The organism is Corynebacterium sp., from assembly GCF_022712275.1.
In the GTDB taxonomy this organism is placed as follows: Bacteria; Actinomycetota; Actinomycetes; order Mycobacteriales; family Mycobacteriaceae; genus Corynebacterium.
In genome coordinates this window covers 1-19,813 of the sequence record NZ_JALAGU010000043.1, presented here as the reverse complement: position 1 = coordinate 19,813, position 19,813 = coordinate 1, and the positions used below count along the sequence as shown (strand labels likewise).

Sequence of the window (19,813 nt, the reverse complement as noted above, 5' to 3'; positions counted from 1 at the left end):
GATGACCGTCACGAACCTGGCAGCCATCCCGTCTCCGCCCCAGGGCGTCTGGCACCTCGGTCCGATCACCCTGCGGGCCTACGCCCTGTGCATCCTTGTCGGCATCATCGTCGCCGTGTGGTGGACGGTGCGTCGCTATGTCGCCCGTGGTGGTGACGGGAACACCGTCATCGACTGTGCGATCGCCGCAGTTCCGGCCGGCATCATCGGTGGTCGCGTCTACCACGTCATCACCGATCACGACAAGTACTTCGGTGAGGGGAAGGAGTGGACGGACGCCCTCAACATCACCAACGGTGGCCTCGGTATCTGGGGCGCGGTCGTCTTCGGCGGCCTGGCCGTGTGGGGGGTGTTGCGGTACAAGAAGCTGCCGTTGGCGCCCTTCGCGGACGCCGTCGCCCCGCCGATCCTGCTGGCCCAGGCCATCGGCCGACTGGGTAACTGGTTCAATCAGGAGCTCTACGGCGGGGAGTCCGACGCCCCCTGGGCGCTGGAGATCTACCGACGGGTCGACGAGAACGGCAACATCAGCAACATGGACGGCGTCTCCGACGGCTTCGTGCTGCAGACCGTCCAGCCGACCTTCCTCTATGAGCTGGTGTGGAACCTGCTCGTCGTCGCCCTGCTGGTCTGGGCCGACCGCCGGTTCCGGCTCGGCGGTGGCCGGGTGTTCATGCTCTACGTCGCCGGCTACACCTTCGGCCGGTTCTTCATCGAGCTGCTGCGCACCGATGAGGCGACCACCGTCTTCGGTGACGTGCGCATCAACTCGGTGACCTCCGCCGTGGTCTTCGTCTGCGCGGTGGCGCTGTTCATCGCCACCCGGAAGCGGACCCGGGAGGCCCCTGCAGAGGTCAATGCCGGGCGTCCGGTGGGGGAGCCGGAGGAGGACGCTGAAGGGAGCCTGGAAGAACAGGCACAGGACGGTACTGAGGCCGCCCGTCAGTAGCGTCCACCAGGGCGCAGGGCTATCCTCGGGAACCGTGAGTAGACGAACCAAGATCGTATGCACCCTCGGCCCCGCGGTGGCCTCCCAGGACAGGATCCGGGAGCTCGTGGACGCCGGGATGAACGTGGCCCGCCTGAACTTCTCCCACGGCGAGCACGCGGACCACCAACAGAACTACGAGTGGGTGCGGGCGGCCTCCGAGGCCACCGGCAAGCCGGTCGGCGTCCTCGCTGACCTGCAGGGACCGAAGATCCGGCTCGGCCGGTTCGTCGAGGAGAAGACCTACTGGGCCGACGGGGAGGAGATCCGCATCACCGTCGACGACGTGCCCGGTACCCATGACCGCGTCTCGACGACCTACAAGCAGCTCGCGCGGGACGCCAAGCCCGGCGACCGCCTGCTCGTCGACGACGGCAAGGTCGGCCTGGTCTGCAAGTCCGTCGAAGGCAATGACGTGATCTGCGAGGTGACCGAGGGTGGCCCGGTCTCCAACAACAAGGGTGTCTCCCTGCCCGGCATGGACATCTCCGTGCCTGCCCTGTCCGAGAAGGACATCGACGACCTGCGATTCGCCCTGAAGATGGGTGCCGATGTCATCGCCCTGTCCTTCGTCCGGTCCCCGGCCGACGTCGAGCTCGTCCACGAGATCATGGACGAGGAGGGACGCCGCGTCCCGGTCATCGCGAAGCTGGAGAAGCCCGAGGCGGTCGACGCCCTCGAGCCGATCATCCTGGCCTTCGACGCCGTCATGGTCGCCCGTGGTGACCTCGGTGTCGAGGTGCCGCTGGAGGAGGTGCCGCTGGTGCAGAAGCGGGCCATCCAGATCGCCCGCGAGAACGCCAAGCCGGTCATCGTCGCGACCCAGATGCTGGACTCGATGATCGAGAACTCCCGGCCGACCCGTGCGGAGGCTTCCGACGTCGCCAACGCTGTGCTCGACGGTGCGGACGCCGTCATGCTCTCCGGTGAGACCTCGGTGGGCAAGTACCCGGTCGGCACGGTGAAGACCATGGCACGCATCGTGCTCGCCGCCGAGATCGACGGTGAGGTGCCGCCGCTGAGTCACTCGCCGCGCACCAAGCGTGGCGTGATCAGCTACGCAGCCAAGGATGTGGGGGAGCGGCTCAACGCCCGCGCCCTCATCGCCTTCACCGCTTCCGGTGACACGGCCCGCCGCATCGCCCGGCTCCGGTCCCCGCTACCGCTGCTGGTGTTCACCCCTTCCGAGGAGGTGCGCAACCAGCTTTCCCTGACCTGGGGCGCACGGACCTTCCTCACCCAGGCGGTGCACACCACCGACGAGATCATGCAGGAGGTCGACCGCCTGCTGCTCGCCGAGCCGGACTTCAACCACGATGACCTGGTCGTCATCGCCGCCGGTTCCCCTCCCGGAGTGGAGGGCAACACCAATATGATCCACGTCCACCTGCTCGGTGAGGACCTCACCGTGCCCCCGGCGGACAAGCAGTAGCCCACAGTCAGGAGTTCCATGGCCAGTTCCCCCGTCATCACGGCACACGATACAGCACTCCTCCTCGAGGGAGGTGGAATGCGGGCGGCGTACTCCGCCGGGGTCGTCGACGTGCTCATGTCACACGGGGTGCAGTTCGGCTGGGCCGGCGGCATCTCCGCCGGTGCCAGTCACCTGGTCAGTTACCTGACGGGGGAGCGGGACCGGCTGCGCCGGAACTTCGTCGACTTCGTCCTGGAGCCGGAGTTCGGTGGCTGGAGCCACCTGCTGCGGGGGCGGGGCTTCTTCAACGCCGAGTACATCTACGGCCGTGCCCCGGGGATGAATCTGCCGCGACCCTATGACTTCGGTCTGGTGGCGGAATCCCCGACGCAGTTCCGGATCGGGGCGACCCGGGCGGACACCGGGGAGGGCGTCTACTGGGGACTCGAGGACATTGCCGAGGCCTCGGATCTCCTGATCCGGGTGCGGGCGTCCTCGACGATCCCGTTCGCGATGCCGGTGCCGCGGATCGACGGGGTGCCCTATGCCGACGGTGCCTTCGGATCCTCCGGCGGCGTTCCGCTGGATGCGGCGGAGGCTGACGGCTACGACCGGTTCTTCGCCGTGCTCACCCAGCCGCGCGGCTACTTCAAGGACGGGATCTCCCGGCCGCGGCTGACGAAGGCTTTTCTGCGCCGTTGGCCCGGACTGGCGGACGCGATGGTGACCCGCCACGAGCGGTACAACGCGACGATGGAGCGGCTCTACGAGCTGGAGGCACAGGGGAAAGCGGTGTTGGTCTTCCCGGAGGACTCCACCCGCCTGGTCAGCTCCACCGAGCGTGACATCCGGGTGCTGCGCAGCTCCATGTACACCGGCGTGGCGCAGGCGCTGCGCCAGTGGCCGGAGTGGGCCGGGTTCCTCGGCGCCGACGCGCCGGTTCACTCCCTCCAGAGGTAGGCCAGCAGTGCAGCGGTGGCGGCGTCCGCGGTGGTGCGCACGGACTCCTTCGTCGGGAGGAAGTTGCCGGAGTGGTTGGTGGGGACATCCTGGTTGACCCGGTCAGCCTCCACCGCGGCGTCCCAGACGGCGCGGTCGGTGCAGCCGATGAGCAGGAACTCATAGGGCACCCCGAAGTGCCGGGGGATCTCCGAGAAGTCTTCGGAGGCGGTCCACCGGGGCGCGTCGGCGGAATCCTCGCCGAAGACGGCGTCCAGCACGGGGCGGACCACGTCATGGACTTCGGCGTCATTGTCGGTGAGCTCACCGTGGGCCGAGTAGACGATGTCCGCCGGTGCCGGCGTACCGGAGGCCACGCACTCGGCCTGGACGATGCGTTCGATGGCGGTGTAGGTCCGGTCGCGCACCTTGGTGTCGTAGAACCGGCAGTTGAGCACCAGGGTGGCCACATCGGGGATGGTGTTGTTCGTGTGCCCCGAACTCAGCGTCCCCACGGAGACCACGCCGAAGTCCTCGGCGGCGATCTCACGGCCGACGATGCCCTGCAGCCGTACCACGATCATTGCCGCGAGATACGTCGGGTCGATCGAGTTGTGCGGGGAGGAGGCGTGCGCCGAGACGCCGTGGAGGGTGACCGTGATCGTGTCGCAGGCCGCCATCACGGGGCCGGCGGCGGAGTACACGGTGCCTGAGGGGCCGGGGTAGACATGTGCGCCCAGGCAGACATCCGGGGCGGGGATCTTCTCCGCCAGACCGTCGTCGATCATCGACGAGGCGCCCCGGGTGACTTCCTCGGCCGGCTGGAACAGGGCGATGAAGGTGCCGGACCAGACGTCCCGGCGGGCGTCGAGGATCTCGCAGGCTGCCATCAGCCCGGTGGTGTGGACGTCGTGCCCGCAGGCGTGCATCACGCCCGGGTTCTTCGAGGCGTAGGACGCCCCGGTGGTCTCGGTGACGGGCAGGGCGTCGAAGTCCGCCCGGTAGAGCACCGTCGGGCCCTCGCCGTTGCGCCAGACCGCGGTGATGCCGTGACCACCGATGTCGTGGGTCACCTCGCAGTCCATGGTCGCCAGGCGGGACAGGATGTGCTTCGCGGTCTGCGACTCCTGCTCGGACAGTTCGGGATGCTCGTGCATCCAGGTGTAGAAACTGTCCGTCCAGGACTGGTCGACGCCGGGATCGGCGATGAACTCGGCGATATCGGGGAGGGTGCTCATGGCCTCCACCCTATCCCCGGATCAGCGGACGGCCGGGTTGTACTTCAACGTGTTGCGCTGGAAGACGCACTCGTTGCCCAGCCGGAGGCCCGGGGCGAGGCGCCCCTCCTCCCGGGCGGCGAGCAGCGCGGCCAGGACCTGCTCCTTGAGGGCCTTCGGGGAGACGGTGTTGATGAAGATCTTCGTGCCGCCCTCGAAGCCGGCCAGGGTGGAGGTGCGCCACTTGATGACGATGCGCCACGGCATGGGCACGTCGACGTCCAGCGGACGGTGCAGCCATTCCTCGTTGGACGGGGTCTCCGTGCCGGCGGCGACGTGGCAGGCGTGGACCAGGTCGGAGACCGCGTCGCGTTCCTCGTCATTCATCAGCCAGGGTTCGGTGGTAGCCGACTTGGAGAAGACCTCCAGGGTCGGGCCGCGGTGACCGAACCCGGCGAAGGCGATGGCGTGGTCGTTCTCAGCGAAGATGAGGTTGTGGTGGCCGGCGTAGTCCACCGCCCACTCGTTGTACATGTTCGGGTTGCTGCGGACCTGGGCGATCTCCGTCTCGTTCTGCAGACCGTGCTCGTCGATGGCGACGAGCTGCTTGTGCAGGTGCTCGACGCTCGCGCCCGCCGGAGCCAGCCAGTTCTGGAAAGCCGCGACGTAGCGGACGTAGGGGTTGGCGCGGTACAGACGGTCCATGGCGTCCACCGTGAAGGCGATGTAGAGGCGGTGGGTCTCCCAGCCGAGGTCACCTGAACCGCAGAGCTGGTCACTGCTCGTGGCGCCGGGGATGTAGTGGTCGCGGGCGAGGATCACGTCATGGCCGCCGCCGAAGAACGCGCCGCTCTTCTCATGGACGGTCTGGAACAGCTTCTCGTCACTGAAGACATCATCGATCTCTTCCCCGGGGACGCCGGCGCGCTCCATCTTGGTGCGCAGCAGGGCCGCGACGTGCTCAACCCCGGCATCCTCGGCGAGGTACTCGGCCATGTGGCGGGCGGCGGTGGCGTCCATCCGGTGGCCGTAGTTCACCGTCCAGTAGTTGTAGGTGAGGATCTCGTAGAGGTTCGCCACCCGGCGGAACAACGGGTCGGTTTCCTCCAGCTGTGAGACCGTGAGGCCGCGGAGGATGCGGGGCTCGCCGTTGTCGTCGATGACCATGCGGGCCTTCTCCGGCGTGGTCTTCAGCTTGTTGCCGATGCCGAAGTCGGTCTGGGTATCCCGGTTGTCCTCCGTGACCGCGAATGCCGCGGGGCCGTGGTGGGGGACCGGGCGGTGCGCGCGACCGGGCACGGTCCAGACCTCGGTGCCGGAGAACGGGTTGACCTGCTTGATCGTGCCGTCGGGCAGCGTGGTGAGCGGTGGGACGGGTGCCGGGTTCATCGGGGAGTGACCAATCACACGTACAGGGTAACCCTTTGATGTTCCGGGTGTCCCTGGCAGGCGTAGGTGAGGGGTGCTTTACTGGGTCCCATGCCACAGATCGTGTTCAGCATCCTCGCGACTCCGGAGCAGCGCTCGGAGATCAGCGAAGACTTCCGCCAGCTTCTCGCAGCCAACGCCGACGTTCTCACCGCTGACCTGGACGTCCGCACCGATGTCACCAAGGATCCCAGCCTGGAGGGGGTGTGGAAGGACTACGGTTTCGTCGACCTCACCCAGGAGACCCCCGAACCCGCCGCCCTGGTCTTCGACGTCAAGGAACACAAGGGCAGCATCAGCGGGCTGTCCATGCGCCTGTCGGAGGTGCTCACCGAGCGGGAGCAGCAGCCGGCTGAGGCACTGTTCCAGCAGATCCTCGATGACCCGGGCAGGCCCCGGGTGCCCTGGCACGTCGACGTACGGCCCTGAGAGTCGGGAGTGTGGCTCTCGGGTACTCCGTGGGGTACAGTATGTTTACAGATACCCCCCTGGGGTACCGAAGGGGTGGAGAGGCTGCCCCGACGTCAGCTTGCGGGAGTCACCATGTGCCGGAGAATCACCTGTCCCACCTGCGGGAAGCCCACTTGGGAAGGATGCGGTGAGCATATCGAGGAAGCCCTCGCCGGGGTCCCTGATGTCGACCGCTGCCACTGTGGGGAGTAGCACCGGGGGAAGGGGAACTAGTCGAGGATGCTCGACAGGAACGCCCTGGTGCGTTCCTCCTTCGGATTGCTGATGACCTCGCGACCCGGTCCGTGTTCGACGATGCGGCCGTCGGCCATGAACGCCACCTGGTCGGCGACCTCCCGGGCGAAGCCCATCTCGTGGGTGACCACGAGCATCGTCATGCCGTCATCTGCCAGCCGGCGCATGACGGCCAGCACCTCACCGACGAGCTCCGGGTCCAGCGCGGACGTCGGTTCGTCGAAGAGCATCAGTTTCGGACGCATCGCCAGCGCACGGGCGATCGCGACGCGCTGCTGCTGACCGCCGGAGAGCTGGACCGGCCAGGCGTCCGCCTTGTCGGCCAGGCCGACCTGGTCGAGCAGCTCGCGGGCGTACGCCTCAGCCTCCACCTTCGACTCGCCCTTGACCTTCACCGGGGCCTCGGTGATGTTGGCCAGTACCGTGCGGTGGGGGAAGAGGTTGAAGGACTGGAAGACCATACCGACACCGGCACGCTGCCTTGCGGCGTCCCGCTCGGAGATCTCGTAGAGCCGTCCGTCCTTCTTCCGGTAGCCGATGAGGTCGCCCTCGACCTCGATGCGTCCGGCGTCGATCTGCTCCAGATGGTTCACGCACCGCAGCAGGGTGGACTTGCCGGAGCCGGACGGACCGATGAGGCAGGTCACCGATCCGGCGGGAACATCGAAGTCGATGCCCTTGAGCACATCGAGGGAACCGAAGCGCTTCCAGACGTCACGGAAGGCGATCATCGGGGTGTCTGTGCTGCTCATCAGAGGTTTCCCTTCTTGTCATCGTCGGAGACACCCGGGGTGCCGGGGCCCACGATCTTCACGTTGGCCGGGGGGATGCCCTCGGCGTCTGTCATGGCGGCGAGCTGACGGCTGGTCAGCGTGCGCGAGGAACCGCGGGAGTAGTACTTCTCCAGGTAGTGCTGGCCGACCATGAGGATCGAGGTGATCGCCAGGTACCAGGTCGCCGCGACGAGCAGCATCGGCACCGGGTCGAACATGGCGTAGGCGATGTCGGTGGACCGGCCGTAGATCTCCCCGGCGTAAGGCACCGCGATGACCAGCGAGGTGGTCTTCAGCATGCTGATCAGCTCATTGCCGGTCGGCGGGATGATGATCCGCATCGCCTGGGGAAGCACGGTGCGGCGCATGGTCTGCCACCAGGTCATGCCGAGGGCCTTCGAGGCCTCGGTCTGTCCTTCGGGCACGGACTGCAGGCCGGCACGGACGATCTCGGCCATGTAGGCGGACTCGTTGAGCCCCAGGCCGACGAAGGCGAGGACGAAGAAGTTCTTCAGGAAGCCTTCGACGCTCACCTCGGCGAATCCGACGTTGATGCTGTGGTAGATCGAGCCGAGCAGACCCCAGAACACCAGCTGGACGTAGACCGGCGTCCCGCGGAAGACCCAGAGGTAGACCCAGGAGAAGCCGCGCATCACCGGATTCGGCGACATCCGCAGCACAGCCATGACCGCGCCCAGGACGATGCCGATGGCCATGGCCAGCACAGTGAGTGCGAGGGTGTGCAGCGCCGCCTCGGCGATCCGGCTGTCGAAGAGATAGTCGAGGTAGGTGTCCCAGCCGTAGGCGTCCTTGGTCAGGGCGCCGATGATGATCCAGGCTGCGAGCGCCAGCAGGATCACCGCGGCGATGATGCGCCCGGGATGACGCAGCGGGACGACCTCGTTGTCGACCGGACGGGTCCCGACGGGGCGGGTGTCTGGTGTGCTCACTGCTCAATCTCCTTGGTGTTCACGGTGGCGGTGTCGATCATGCCGTCGGTCAGGCCCCACGGGGTGAGGATGTCCTCGTAGTCACCCGAGTCCATGAGGTACTGCAGGGCGGTGGCGAAGACCGGGACCAGGTCGGAGTTCTTGGCGAAGGCCCAGCCGAAGGGGGTCGTGTCGAAGGCGTCGCCGGCAGGGACGAGTTTCCCCTCGGAACGCTGGATGGCGAAGTCGGTGACCGCCGAATCCGAGCTCATGGCGTCCGCCCGGCCCAGGGCCGTGGCCGTGGACGCCGCATTCGCCGAGTCATAGACCAACTTCGTCAGCTCCGGCTTCCCGGATGCCTCACACTCATCGGCCTTGACCTGCACATCGTCGGTATCGGAGTAGGTGCCCTTCTGCACGGCGACGGAAAGCCCGCAGGCGTCCTGTGGATCCACGGTCTTGCCCGGGGTCGTTGCCCAGGAGATGCCGGAAGTGTAGAAGTCGACGAAGTCGTAGTTCTTCTGCCGCTCTTCGGTGTCCGAGAATCCGGAGACACCGATGTCCACGGTGCCGCCGTCGATGGACGGGAGGATCAGGTTGAAGTCCTGCTGGCGGAAGGTCACGTCGAGGCCCAGCAGCGCGGCGGTGGCGTTGACCAGGTCTACCTCGAAACCGATGATGTTGCCGTCCGGGTCCTTGAACTGGTTCGGCGGGAATGTCGGATTCGTGCTCGCCCGCAGGGTGCCTCCGTTGAGGTACCGGTCGGGCAGCAGGGCCTGGAGCTCGGGGACCGGGTCGGGCAGGGTGTCCACCCAGCCGTCGGGGTTCGCGGACTCCGTGTTGGTCACGCAGGCGGTGAGACCTGCGACGGACGCCGTCAGGGCGACTGCCGCGATGACCGATCTGGTGGGTCGGTGTCTCCTCCGCCCCGCACGACTCCGTCGGGAGCTTGTGGGGGTTGTCATGGCCCTGATCTTAGGGGACGCGGGGATCTGTACCCTCGGTCACCATGGAGATCCCGCTGAGAAGTTACCTCGACGACATCCTCGACGACGTCCGCCCTCACGATGACGGTGCCGTCGCCGACTACATCCCGGAGCTCGCCGCCGCTGATCCGGAACCCCTGGCGGTCGCCCTCTGCACGGCGGCGGGACGGGTCTACAGTGCCGGAGGCCCGGACAACGACGACGAGCGGGAGTTCACGATCCAGTCGATCTCCAAGCCCTTCGCCTACGCGGTGGCGTTGCAGGAGGCGGGGGTCGAGAAGGTGCTCTCAACGGTCGGCATGGAACCCTCCGGTGAGGCCTTCAACGAGCTCTCCCTCGACGGCGGGACGCACCGTCCGGTCAACCCCATGATCAACGCCGGTGCCATCGCGGTGAACCAGCTCATCAACGGCGAGGATTCCTCCGTGGAGGCCCGCGTCGAGCTGCTGCTGGACTACTTCTCCCGACTGGCCGGCCGGGAACTGCACATCGACGATCGCGTCACCGGTTCCGAATTGGCGACCGCCGACCGCAACCTCGCGCTGGCGCACATGCTCCGCAGCTACGGGGTCATCGAGGATTCCGCGCAGGACGCCGTCACCGGCTACGTCCGTCAGTGTTCGGTTCTCGTCACGGTGAAGGACCTGGCGGTGATGGGCGCGACCCTGGCTCTGGGTGGACGCCAGCCGGTCACCGGTGAGCAGGTCCTCGAGCCGCGGGTGTGCCGTCAGGTGCAGGCCGTGATGGCGTCGGCGGGCATGTACGACGGGGCGGGGAAGTGGATGGCCGGCGTCGGTATCCCTGCCAAATCCGGTGTCGCCGGTGGCCTGATGGGCACCCTGCCCGGGCAGCTCGGTATCGCCACCTTCTCGCCCCGGCTGGACGCCTCGGGCAACAGCGTCCGGGGCTCGGAGATCTTCCGGAGGATGTCGGAGGACATGGGACTGCACCTGATGTCCGCGGTGCCGGCCCGGGGTTCGGCGGTGCGCAGCATCCGGCAGCGTGGTCTCGTCACCGCCATCCGGCTGCAGGGAGGTCTCGGATTCACCGGTGCCGAGGACTTCCTGGCCACCGTCGCCGGCCATGAGCTGAAGACGAACCGGGTGGTGGTGGACATGCGTCGGGTCACCGACGTCGACGGATTCGGTCGCTCCATGGTGCTGGAGGGACTTCGGCGCATCCGGGAGGACGGTCACCGGATCGGCGTCATCGACCCGGACGGACTGCTCGGTGACCGCACCATGGACGACGGCACGAGTGTGGAGACCTCAGACGACGAGGTCTGAGGCGGACTGACGTGGTCCCCCAGGTGAGACTCGAACTCACACTGGACGGGTTTTGAATCCGTTGCCTCTGCCAATTGGGCTACTGGGGGAAACTGCCGCGGTCGGCGACAGCGACTGATCCTACTGGACGGAACCGGCGTCGCCGTCCAGCGCCCCCTGGATCAGGGAGCCGTAGTAGGCGACGAAGGCGTCGACCCGGTCAGACTCGGACTTGAAGTAGTCCTCGGTCACCAGGCGGCGCATCAGGGACAGCCCGGCGAGCATGGACATCGCGGCCTCCGCCCGGGTCTCGGCGTCCATCCCGGAATCGGCGGTCTCGGCGTCCGGACTGGGGGACTCCTCCTCGATCTTCTTCACGAGCCAGTCGACGACCTGCTCACGGTAGACCCGGCCGATGGCGTCGACGATGTGGCGGTTACCGCCGGAGTCGGCGAGCCGGTGCACGATCGAATTCGGGGAGTCCGCCGGCGACGTCACCGCGACACGCGTGAGGTGCTGGCCGAGTTCACCGAAAGGGACCTCGTTGAGGCGGTCCGCGGTCGCGGAGAAGTCCAGCTGGGACTCGAAGAGATTCTCCTTTGTCCCGAAGTACTTGATGATGAGCGGAGCGCTCACCCCCACGTCCGCGGCGATCTCCTTGAGGGAGACCTCAGCGTAGGGGCGCTCAGAGAACACCTTGCGGGCCGCGAGAAGGATCTCCCGGCGGGTGTCCACGGACCGGCGACGCGGCGGCAGCTTGTTCTGGATGCCGACGACATTCGTCTGCCGGGGGCCTCCGGCCCTCGAAGTCTGGTCAGTCATGGCGACTAGGATAACCCGCAGACTCCCCGGCGAGGTGATTGCCGGGGTAGTGAAGACCACATTCCGTCTCCCGCCCCGATCCCGACATGCCCGCATGCAGGAAGGTTCCATGACTGACGCCGCCCCCTCGACCGCTTCCGGACGCCCCACCCTGCTGCTCCTGGACGGCCATTCCCTGGCGTTCCGGGCTTTCTACGCGCTACCCGCGCAGAACTTCTCCACGACCGGTGGCCAGCACACGAATGCGGTCTACGGCTTCCTCGGGATGCTGCTCGGCCTCGTCGAGAACGAGCACCCCACCCACATCGCCACGGCCTTCGACCTGTCCGGTCCGACGTTCCGCTCCGAGACCTTCCCGGAGTACAAGGCGCAGCGTCCCTCCACCCCGCCGGAGTTCCACGGCCAGGTGGAGCTGATCCAGGAGACCCTGCGTGCCCTCGGCGTGACCACGCTGACCAAGGAGGCCTATGAGGCCGACGACATCATCGCCACGCTCGCCACGCGCGGGGCGGCGGCCGGGATGCGGGTTCTGATCTGCACCGGTGACCGCGACAGCTTCCAGCTCGTCACCGAGGACGTCACCGTGCTGTACACCCTCAAGGGCGTCTCCGAACTCGACCGGTTCACCCCGGCCCGGGTGGAGGAGAAGTACGGCGTCTCCCCGACGCAGTACCCCGACCTTGCCGCGCTGCGCGGTGACACCTCCGACAACATGCCCGGTGTGCCCGGCGTGGGCCCGAAGACCGCGCAGAAGTGGATCACCGGCTACGGCAGTCTCGACGGCGTCGTCGAGCACAAGGACGAGATCGGCGGCAAGGTCGGTCAGAACCTGCGGGACCACCTCGCCGACGTCCTGCTGGCCCGCAACATCACCGAAATGGTCCGTGACCTCGATCTCGGGGAGGCGGGGCAGCTGGAGGCACTGACGCCCGGTACGCCGGACCCCACGGCGTCCCTCGACATGTTCGAGGCCCTCCAGTTCGGCACCACGCTGCGCAACCGCGCCTTCCGTACCTTCGGCGTGGAGTTCGAGGACGGCGAGGCCGCCGCCCTGACCATGGACGCACCTGCCGGCGGCAAGCTCGCCACGTGGTTGACGAAGCACGCGGGCTGGAAGGTCAACCGTCCCGCGGGGGATACTGCGGTGCACCGTTCGCTCGCGGTCACCGTCACGGGCGTGGGGACGCCCGCGGGTGGACGCGCCGACCGCATCGCCCTGCTCGACCCTGTGGTGGGTGAGGACGGTGCACTGCACGCGGTGGACATCGACCTCACCGACCAGGACCCCGCCGACGAAGCCACCCTGCGGGACTGGCTCGCTGACCGGGGTGCCCCGAAATGGGTGCATGACGCCAAGGCGGAGTGGCACAAGCTCAACGGTTCCGGTCTGGTGCTCGCCGGTGTGGAGCAGGACACGGCCCTGGCCGCCTACCTGTTGCGTCCCGACCTGCGCACCGGGGACCTCTCCGACGTGGTGCAGCGTCATGTCGGTCACGAGATCGCCGCGGACGCGCCGGGCGCGGTGTGCGCCCAGGCGACCGCCGAACTCGTCGCGGCGCTGACCCCGGAACTGGCGGAGATCGGCGCCATGGAGCTCTACCTCGACCTGGAGGTGCCGCTGGCCACCGTGCTGGCGAAGATGGAGGCGACCGGAATCCCGGTGGACGCCGCGTCGTTGCGGGACCTCTCCGACGAGTACGGCGTGCAGATCGAGACGGAAATCGCCGAGGCCCGGTCCATCGCCGGGGACGACACCCTGAACCTGTCGAGCCCGAAGCAGCTGCAGAAAGTCCTCTTCGAGACCCTGGAACTGCCGAAGACGAAGAAGACGAAGACCGGGTACTCCACGGCCGCCGGTGAGCTCGAGAAGCTCGCCGCGTCCCACCCTCATCCCTTCCTCGGCCATCTCATGGCGCACCGTGAGTACCAGAAGATGAAGTCCACCATCGACGGGCTTGTCGAGGCCGTCTCCGATGACGGACGCATCCACACCACCTTCAACCAGCGCGGGGCGGCGACCGGGAGACTGTCCTCGTCCGACCCGAACCTGCAGAACATCCCGGTGCGCACCGAGGCCGGACGCCGCATCCGCGGGGCTTTCCGTGTCGGCACCGGCTACGCAACCCTCATCACCGCCGACTACTCGCAGATCGAGATGCGCGTCATGGCGCACCTGTCCCAGGATCCGGGACTCATCGAGGCGTACCGGGCGGGGGAGGACCTGCACAACTACGTCGGTTCGAAGGTCTTCGACGTTCCGGTCGAGCAGGTCACCCCGGAGCTGCGTCGCCGCGTCAAGGCGATGAGCTACGGCCTGGTCTACGGTCTGAGTGCCTTCGGCCTGTCCCAGCAGCTGCGGATCTCCGCCGGCGAGGCCAAGCAGATCATGGACAACTACTTCGAGCGGTTCGGCGGGGTGAAGCGCTACCTCGACGAGGTCGTCGCCCACGCCAAGGAGACCGGGTACACAGAGACGCTCTACGGGCGCCGGCGTTACCTGCCGGAGCTGAACTCCTCGAACCGGGTCGCCGCCGAGGCCGCCGGTCGTGCCGCACTCAATGCGCCGATCCAGGGCACCGCCGCGGACATCATCAAGCGGGCGATGCTGCGGGTGGACGCGGAGTTCACGCGCCGGGACCTGGCGTCCCGTGTCCTGCTGCAGGTCCATGACGAACTCGTCGTCGAGGTCGTCGAGGGGGAGCAGGAGGTCGTCACGGAGATCCTGCGGGAGCAGATGGACAGTGCCGCGGATCTGCGGGTCCCGCTGGACGTCTCCACCGGCGTCGGGGAGGACTGGGACACTGCGGGGCACTGACCGGGGGCACTGACCGGGGGCACTGACCGGGGGCGTCGGTTCAGTCGTCGTCCTCCTCGGTGAGGACACGGACCGACTGCACCCCGGGCATGCCGGACAGGGAGGCGACCAGGTCGTCGGGGGAGTGACGGCCGGTGAGGCCCAGGTGCAGGCCGGTCCGGTCGTCGTCGAGGTCGGTGCGCTGGCCGGCCTCCTGCACGGACCAGCCGTGGTCGGTGATGGCGGTGAGTATGCCCCGCAGCAGACCTCTGCCGTCGTCGTAGACCACGCTGATCTGGACACGCGAGTCGCCGCCGGGGAGGATGCGCGACAGCGCCCGGAGCCCGTAGGTGATGACGAAGTGCAGCACGGTGACCGTCAGGGCCAGCAGCCAGAGTCCGGCGCCGGCGGCGGTACCGATCGCGGCGGTCTCCCACACGCTCGCGGCGGTGGTGAGGCCGAGGACGGTGTTGCGGCGGGTGAGGATCAGTCCGGCGCCGAGGAAGCTGATGCCGGAGACGATGCCGGCGGCGATACGGGAGGGGTCGAAACTGACGTGGTCGCCGAGGATGTCACTGAAGCCGTACTTGCCGACCAGGACGAACAGGGCCGAGGAGGTGCCGACGATGGCCTGTGTGCGTAGTCCGGCGTTGCGTGCGCGGAGACGTCGTTCCAACCCGATGAGGGTGCTGAGGACGAACGCCAGCAGAAGCAGGGCGATCTGTCCGGTGCCCTGCCCCGCGAAGGTGTCGGTCGCCAGGGGAACCATCAGGGGAACCATGACGTCAGATTACGCGACGGTCACCACGGATTCACCCCTCTGTGACGGTGCTCCGGTCGGCCCTCGCGGCCTCGCGGTGACGCTTCATGACCTGCTCGACGGCGACCATCGCGCCGACGACGGCGGCGCCGACGATGAAGAGCAGGATCGCCAGGCCGGTCTGGTCGCCGGGGGCGAGCAGGGTGACGGTCTCGCCTTCCTCGCCTTCCTGCCAGGGCCACAGGGCCCGCAGTGAACCGAGCTGCATGCCGGTCATGGTGAACAGGGTGAGGGTGCGGGCGCGGGTCAGCAGGGTCTCCATGACCCGGACGAACAGCACCAGGCCGGTGAGGGCGCCGAGACCGAAGACGGCGATGTAGCCGAGATCGAGGTCGCTGACGGCGTCCAGCGTGGCGGTGTAGATGCCGATCGCGTAGAGGAAGAAGGAACCGGAGACACCGGGCAGGATCAGCGCGCACACGGCGACGGCGGCGGCGATGAACACGAGCAGCTTGCTGGGGTTGTCGTTGTCGGAGGCGGAGAAGCCGGTGGCGATGAAGGTGAAGGCGGCTCCGATGAGGAACAGGGGGACTGCGACGGGTAACCGCTTCTTCAGGTCCGCCCAGTCGATCATCAGCAGCGGGACGGCGAGGGAGACGGTGACCATGCCGAGGAACAGGGCACGGGAGGGGATCTCGTGGTCCTCGACGAAATCGCCGATGACGCCGGCCAGGGCGAAGACCATGAGGACCATGCCGATGCCCATGGGCAGCAGCATCGTCCAGTCGACGGCCTTCATCCGGCGCACGCCCTCAGCCCGGTCCTTCGGCCAGACCTTCACCCCGTCGAGCAGACGGTTGGCGTTGTAGAGGACGCGTTCGTAGGCGCCGGTCACCAGCGCGACGGTGCCGCCGGAGATGCCCGGGACCAGTTCGGCGGAGCCGATGAGGCCACCGCGTACCGCGTTGAAGGCGATGTTCCCGGGAGTGCGGGGAGTGGGCGGGAAAGCGGGCTGGTGGGCGCCGGAGCGAGCGCCCGGATCGTTACTCTCGTTCACTGTGGTCATGGTACCGGCCATCGTATCCTCCGGCGGGGTCCGACCACTATCATGGCCGCCATGACCGACCTCACACCGCAGCCCGTTCCTCCCGTGACTCCCCGCAGCATCAGGCTGGGGTACTGGGACGGGGAGGGGATCGGCCCCGAGATCACGCCGCCGACGCGGCGGGCGGTAGAGCTGGCACTGATGCCGGACGCCGTGACCGTCGACTGGGAGCCGCTGCTGCTCGGCGCGGAGGCTTTCGCCACGACCGGACAGGTGGCCCCGGAACAGGCGATGGACACGGTGCGTGGCCTCGACGGCTGGGTTCTCGGACCGCACGACAATGTCTCCTACCCGCCCGAAGCCCGGGCGCAGCGCAATCCTTCCGCCGAGCTGCGCCTGTCAGCTGACCTCTGGGCCAATGTCCGCCCGGTGCAGGCACTGCCCGGATCAGTGACCCCGGACCTGGACGTGGTGGTCGTCCGGGAGAACACCGAAGGCATGTACGCCGACCGGAACATGTACGCCGGCTCCGGTGACCTGCGCGTCACCGAGGATGTCGCACTGGCGGTCGGGGTGTTCACGCGTGCGAAGGTGCGCCAGATCACGGAGTACGCCGCAGCTGTGGCGATGGGTCGTGGTGGCGTCCTCACTGTGGCGCACAAGTCGAATGTGCTCACCCGGACCTCGGGGATGTACCTGGAGGAGGCGGAGCAGGTCGCGGCATCCACCGGGGTGGTGCTGCGTCCGGTGCACATCGACGCCCTGTGCGCCGACCTGGTGACCTGCCCGGGCGAGCACCGCACGATCGTCGCGGAGAACATGTTCGGGGACATCCTCTCCGATCTCACCGCGGCGCTCGGCGGGTCGCTGGGTACCGCGGGCAGCATCAACGCGGGCGGACGCCGCGCCATGGCCCAGGCGGCTCACGGGTCGGCCCCCGACATTGCCGGGGCAGGGGTGGCGAATCCGGCGGGTCTGATGAACTCGGCGGCACAACTGCTGCGTCATCTGGGGTTCCCCGCCGCAGGGGAACGACTGTCAGCGGCGGTCCGCGAGGCGATGCTGGGACGCCCGACCGCGGATGTGGCGGAGGTGGTCGGTGGGACGTCTGCGGCGACCTCACCAGCATCCACCACGGAATACTCGGAAGCGGTGTTTGCACTGCTAGCGGGCCCTGGTGTAGGGTACTGAACGTTACGCGCCTCTACATGAACTTCTGAGCACGATCCTTGAGGTCGCGGAGCAACGTCGGGGAAGTCGTGCGGCCGTGTGATGCGGTGCGGTGGAACCGGCGGAGTCCTGTCCACAACGATAACTATCCGTTTCGGAGCACCTTCACCTATGCCCACCAACAACGTTCCTCAGGTTGCCATCAACGACATCGGCACCGCTGAGGATTTCCTCGCCGCCATCGACCAGACCATCAAGTACTTCAACGACGGTGACATCGTCGAAGGTACCGTCGTCAAGGTCGATCACGACGAGGTTCTCCTGGACATCGGCTACAAGACGGAGGGCGTCATCCCCTCCCGCGAGCTGTCCATCAAGCACGACGTCGATCCCGGCGAGGTCGTCGAGATCGGCGACGAGGTCGACGCGCTCGTCCTCACCAAGGAGGACAAGGACGGTCGTCTGATCCTCTCCAAGAAGCGTGCCCAGTACGAGCGTGCCTGGGGCACCATCGAGGAGCTCAAGGAGAAGGACGAGCCGGTCACCGGTACCGTCATCGAGGTCGTCAAGGGCGGCCTCATCCTCGACATCGGCCTGCGTGGCTTCCTGCCCGCCTCCCTCGTCGAGATGCGTCGTGTCCGCGACCTCCAGCCGTACATCGGCCAGGAGCTCGAGGCCAAGATCATCGAGCTGGACAAGCAGCGCAACAACGTTGTCCTGTCCCGCCGTGCATGGCTCGAGCAGACCCAGTCCGAGGTCCGCTCCGAGTTCCTGCACCAGCTCCAGAAGGGCCAGGTCCGCAAGGGCGTCGTGTCCTCCATCGTCAACTTCGGCGCCTTCGTCGATCTCGGCGGTGTCGACGGTCTGGTTCACGTCTCCGAGCTGTCCTGGAAGCACATCGACCACCCGTCCGAGGTTGTCGCCGTGGGTGACGAGGTCACCGTCGAGGTTCTCGACGTCGACCTCGACCGCGAGCGCGTGTCCCTGTCCCTGAAGGCCACCCAGGAAGATCCGTGGCGCGTCTTCGCCCGGACCCACGCGATCGGTCAGATCGTCCCGGGCAAGGTCACCAAGCTCGTCCCGTTCGGCGCCTTCGTCCGCGTCGAGGAGGGCATCGAGGGCCTGGTCCACATCTCCGAGCTGGCCGAGCGTCACATCGACGTCCCGGACCAGATCGTCACCGTCGGCCAGGACCTCATGGTCAAGGTCATCGACATCGACCTCGAGCGTCGCCGGATCTCCCTGTCCCTCAAGCAGGCTGACGAGGACTTCACCGAGGAGTTCGACCCGTCCAAGTACGGCATGGCCGACTCCTACGACGAGCAGGGCAACTACATCTTCCCGGAGGGCTTCGACGCGGAGACCAACGAGTGGATGGAGGGCTTCGACGCCCAGCGCGAGGCCTGGGAGGCCCGCTACGCCGAGTCCGAGCGTCGTCACAAGCTGCACGCCGCCCAGATCGAGCGTCACCGCGCCCAGGCCGCCGAGGCTGCCGAGGCTGGCGAGTCCGGTTACTCCTCCTCCAGCGATGAGGCTGCCGAGGCTCCCGCTGCCGAGGCTGTCGCCGACTCCGGCTCCCTGGCTTCCGACGAGCAGCTCGCTGCTCTGCGCGAGAAGCTGGCCGGCAACTAGTCTCTGCCGCAGCGCCGCTGTTCCGTTGCTCCGGAACACTGCTGAAAGCCCCCGTGGATCACTCCACGGGGGCTTCTGCGTGTGTCGTATACGGTCCTTCTAGGCGTTGAGCCTGCCCATCAGCGCCGCCATCGCGGACGCCGTCTTCACCGGCATGACGCGCGACAGCGTGTCCATGAGCCGGGCGTCCTTCCCGATGATGACGCGGGCCCTGCCGGTCTCCACGGCCTTCACGATCTTCGCCGCGGCGTCCTGCGGCGAGGTGAGGAACTTCGCGGCCTTGGCCCGCTTTTCCGGATCGTCGGCACCGTCGACCTCGACACCCGAGTTCGTCGTGATGTCCGTGTTCACACCACCGGGGAACACGACCGACACGCGGACGTCTGTCTTCCGCAGCTCGGTGCGCAGCCCCTCAGTGAACAGTTTCACCGCTGCCTTCGAGGCACCGTAGGCACTCTGGCCGGGGACGGGGACCAGTCCACCCATACTGGAGACATTGACGACCGCCGACTCCGGTCGGCTGATCAGACCGGGGAGGAATGCCTCGACGGTGTTGACCGTGCCCCAGAAGTTGACGTCCATGACCCGGGCGAAGGTCTCACGGTCCAGGTCGGCGATGTCGACGAAGTCCTGGACGATGCCGGCGACATTCACCACCGCGTCCACCGGGCCGGTCCGCTCGGCGAGCGCGGTGAGGGCGTCGCGGTCGGTGATGTCCAGCTGGTGGGGGATGAGGTGGTCGGACGCCTTCAGTGCGTCGGTGCGCAGGTCGACGGCATGGACCGTCGCGCCTCTACTGATGAGCTGGCGGACGACCTCGCGTCCGATACCGGCTCCACCTCCGGTGACGACGATACTTTTTCCGTTGATGTCCATATCGGTCGAGTGTGGCAGACAGTTGACCTGAACGGGGGGCACTCGCGCTCCTGACAGGTGAGACGGGGGT

General features: G+C 67.4%; 17 protein-coding genes and 1 tRNA gene. 8 read left to right on the top strand and 10 right to left on the bottom strand.

The genetic code is table 11. The features are described 5' to 3' along the window. Nucleotide 1: 1 nt before the first annotated feature. From lgt to Q0A27_RS09945, 3 genes are read left to right on the top strand one after another with little or no spacing between them, the layout of a single operon-like run. Nucleotides 2-949 (top strand): prolipoprotein diacylglyceryl transferase, encoded by a 948-nt coding sequence (gene lgt, locus Q0A27_RS09955; RefSeq protein WP_291475056.1) that lies wholly within the window; start codon nt 2-4, stop codon nt 947-949. Nucleotides 950-983: 34 nt separating this feature from the next. Beyond that, nucleotides 984-2,420: a pyruvate kinase gene (gene pyk, locus Q0A27_RS09950; protein ID WP_291475054.1), complete on the top strand. Its 1,437-nt coding sequence runs from the start codon at nt 984-986 to the stop codon at nt 2,418-2,420. Nucleotides 2,421-2,438: 18 nt separating this feature from the next. After that, entirely contained in the window at nt 2,439-3,362 is a 924-nt protein-coding gene (locus Q0A27_RS09945) for a patatin family protein (protein WP_291475052.1), read from the top strand. Here the strand turns inward: Q0A27_RS09945 and Q0A27_RS09940 are convergent. After that, complete coding sequence (locus Q0A27_RS09940; protein ID WP_291475050.1) at nt 3,344-4,579, bottom strand: amidohydrolase; 1,236 nt, start codon at nt 4,577-4,579, stop codon at nt 3,344-3,346. The two genes, Q0A27_RS09945 and Q0A27_RS09940, sit on opposite strands and share 19 nt — an antisense overlap. A 21-nt stretch (nt 4,580-4,600) precedes the next feature. Next, nucleotides 4,601-5,965: a DUF4921 family protein gene (locus Q0A27_RS09935; protein WP_291475049.1), complete on the bottom strand. Its 1,365-nt coding sequence runs from the start codon at nt 5,963-5,965 to the stop codon at nt 4,601-4,603. 72 nt (nt 5,966-6,037) lie between these two features. On the opposite strand from Q0A27_RS09935, the gene Q0A27_RS09930 reads away from it, so the two are divergent. Further along, the gene (locus Q0A27_RS09930; RefSeq protein WP_291475047.1) at nt 6,038-6,415 is read left to right on the top strand and encodes a hypothetical protein; all 378 of its coding nucleotides are present in this window, start codon (nt 6,038-6,040) and stop codon (nt 6,413-6,415) included. Between the two features lie 251 nt (nt 6,416-6,666). On the opposite strand, the gene ehuA is transcribed toward Q0A27_RS09930, so the two are convergent. From ehuA to Q0A27_RS09915, 3 genes are read right to left on the bottom strand one after another with little or no spacing between them, the layout of a single operon-like run. Further along, nucleotides 6,667-7,443, bottom strand: a complete 777-nt coding sequence (ehuA, locus tag Q0A27_RS09925; protein WP_291475045.1) for an ectoine/hydroxyectoine ABC transporter ATP-binding protein EhuA — start codon at nt 7,441-7,443, stop codon at nt 6,667-6,669. Next, on the bottom strand, nt 7,443-8,414 hold the full coding sequence (locus Q0A27_RS09920; RefSeq protein ID WP_291475043.1) for an amino acid ABC transporter permease: 972 nt from the start codon (nt 8,412-8,414) through the stop codon (nt 7,443-7,445). Before Q0A27_RS09920 ends, ehuA begins: the two co-directional genes overlap by 1 nt. Then, nucleotides 8,411-9,358, bottom strand: coding sequence for an ABC transporter substrate-binding protein (locus tag Q0A27_RS09915; RefSeq protein ID WP_291475041.1), 948 nt, complete (start codon nt 9,356-9,358; stop codon nt 8,411-8,413). Before Q0A27_RS09915 ends, Q0A27_RS09920 begins: the two co-directional genes overlap by 4 nt. 44 nt (nt 9,359-9,402) lie before the next feature. On the opposite strand from Q0A27_RS09915, the gene Q0A27_RS09910 reads away from it, so the two are divergent. After that, a complete protein-coding gene (locus Q0A27_RS09910) occupies nt 9,403-10,665 on the top strand; it encodes a glutaminase (RefSeq protein ID WP_291475035.1) in 1,263 nt (420 codons plus the stop codon). 12 nt (nt 10,666-10,677) lie between these two features. Here the strand turns inward: Q0A27_RS09910 and Q0A27_RS09905 are convergent. Together Q0A27_RS09905 and Q0A27_RS09900 are read right to left on the bottom strand one after the other, a co-directional pair. After that, nucleotides 10,678-10,754 (bottom strand) — tRNA-Leu (locus tag Q0A27_RS09905). A gap of 31 nt (nt 10,755-10,785) precedes the next feature. Next, the gene (locus Q0A27_RS09900; protein ID WP_291475034.1) at nt 10,786-11,466 is read right to left on the bottom strand and encodes a TetR/AcrR family transcriptional regulator; all 681 of its coding nucleotides are present in this window, start codon (nt 11,464-11,466) and stop codon (nt 10,786-10,788) included. 109 nt (nt 11,467-11,575) lie between these two features. Here Q0A27_RS09900 and polA point away from each other — a divergent pair, with 109 nt between their 5' ends. Further along, nucleotides 11,576-14,281 (top strand): DNA polymerase I, encoded by a 2,706-nt coding sequence (gene polA, locus Q0A27_RS09895; protein WP_291475033.1) that lies wholly within the window; start codon nt 11,576-11,578, stop codon nt 14,279-14,281. Nucleotides 14,282-14,321: 40 nt separating this feature from the next. Here polA and Q0A27_RS09890 read toward each other — a convergent pair whose 3' ends face one another. Both Q0A27_RS09890 and Q0A27_RS09885 read right to left on the bottom strand, forming a co-directional pair. Continuing rightward, nucleotides 14,322-15,029 carry an MgtC/SapB family protein gene (locus Q0A27_RS09890; RefSeq protein ID WP_291475106.1) on the bottom strand — a complete coding sequence of 236 codons (708 nt, stop codon included), beginning with the start codon at nt 15,027-15,029 and terminating at the stop codon, nt 14,322-14,324. Between the two features lie 43 nt (nt 15,030-15,072). Continuing rightward, nucleotides 15,073-16,086, bottom strand: coding sequence for a DUF368 domain-containing protein (locus tag Q0A27_RS09885; RefSeq protein WP_291475031.1), 1,014 nt, complete (start codon nt 16,084-16,086; stop codon nt 15,073-15,075). Nucleotides 16,087-16,137: 51 nt separating this feature from the next. Between Q0A27_RS09885 and Q0A27_RS09880 the strand changes: the two genes are divergently transcribed. Both Q0A27_RS09880 and rpsA read left to right on the top strand, forming a co-directional pair. Continuing rightward, nucleotides 16,138-17,256 (top strand): isocitrate/isopropylmalate family dehydrogenase, encoded by a 1,119-nt coding sequence (locus tag Q0A27_RS09880; RefSeq protein WP_291475030.1) that lies wholly within the window; start codon nt 16,138-16,140, stop codon nt 17,254-17,256. Nucleotides 17,257-17,406: 150 nt separating this feature from the next. Continuing rightward, nucleotides 17,407-18,867 (top strand): 30S ribosomal protein S1, encoded by a 1,461-nt coding sequence (rpsA, locus tag Q0A27_RS09875; protein WP_291475028.1) that lies wholly within the window; start codon nt 17,407-17,409, stop codon nt 18,865-18,867. Nucleotides 18,868-18,966: 99 nt separating this feature from the next. On the opposite strand, the gene Q0A27_RS09870 is transcribed toward rpsA, so the two are convergent. Next, nucleotides 18,967-19,743, bottom strand: a complete 777-nt coding sequence (locus Q0A27_RS09870) for an SDR family oxidoreductase (protein WP_291475026.1) — start codon at nt 19,741-19,743, stop codon at nt 18,967-18,969. Between the last annotated feature and the right edge of the window lie 70 nt (nt 19,744-19,813).

Bases quoted from the DNA above. Each gene is read 5' to 3' on its own strand.
- Q0A27_RS09915 (WP_291475041.1), bottom strand. From the start codon at position 9,358: ATGACAACCCCCACAAGCTCCCGACGGAGTCGTGCGGGGCGGAGGAGA.
- Q0A27_RS09885 (WP_291475031.1), bottom strand. From the start codon at position 16,086: ATGACCACAGTGAACGAGAGTAACGATCCGGGCGCTCGCTCCGGCGCC.
- Q0A27_RS09900 (WP_291475034.1), bottom strand. From the start codon at position 11,466: ATGACTGACCAGACTTCGAGGGCCGGAGGCCCCCGGCAGACGAATGTC.
- lgt (WP_291475056.1), top strand. From the start codon at position 2: ATGACCGTCACGAACCTGGCAGCCATCCCGTCTCCGCCCCAGGGCGTC.
- Q0A27_RS09880 (WP_291475030.1), top strand. From the start codon at position 16,138: ATGACCGACCTCACACCGCAGCCCGTTCCTCCCGTGACTCCCCGCAGC.
- Q0A27_RS09930 (WP_291475047.1), top strand. From the start codon at position 6,038: ATGCCACAGATCGTGTTCAGCATCCTCGCGACTCCGGAGCAGCGCTCG.
- Q0A27_RS09870 (WP_291475026.1), bottom strand. From the start codon at position 19,743: ATGGACATCAACGGAAAAAGTATCGTCGTCACCGGAGGTGGAGCCGGT.
- ehuA (WP_291475045.1), bottom strand. From the start codon at position 7,443: ATGAGCAGCACAGACACCCCGATGATCGCCTTCCGTGACGTCTGGAAG.
- Q0A27_RS09945 (WP_291475052.1), top strand. From the start codon at position 2,439: ATGGCCAGTTCCCCCGTCATCACGGCACACGATACAGCACTCCTCCTC.
- Q0A27_RS09890 (WP_291475106.1), bottom strand. From the start codon at position 15,029: ATGGTTCCCCTGGCGACCGACACCTTCGCGGGGCAGGGCACCGGACAG.
- Q0A27_RS09910 (WP_291475035.1), top strand. From the start codon at position 9,403: ATGGAGATCCCGCTGAGAAGTTACCTCGACGACATCCTCGACGACGTC.
- rpsA (WP_291475028.1), top strand. From the start codon at position 17,407: ATGCCCACCAACAACGTTCCTCAGGTTGCCATCAACGACATCGGCACC.
- polA (WP_291475033.1), top strand. From the start codon at position 11,576: ATGACTGACGCCGCCCCCTCGACCGCTTCCGGACGCCCCACCCTGCTG.
- Q0A27_RS09940 (WP_291475050.1), bottom strand. From the start codon at position 4,579: ATGAGCACCCTCCCCGATATCGCCGAGTTCATCGCCGATCCCGGCGTC.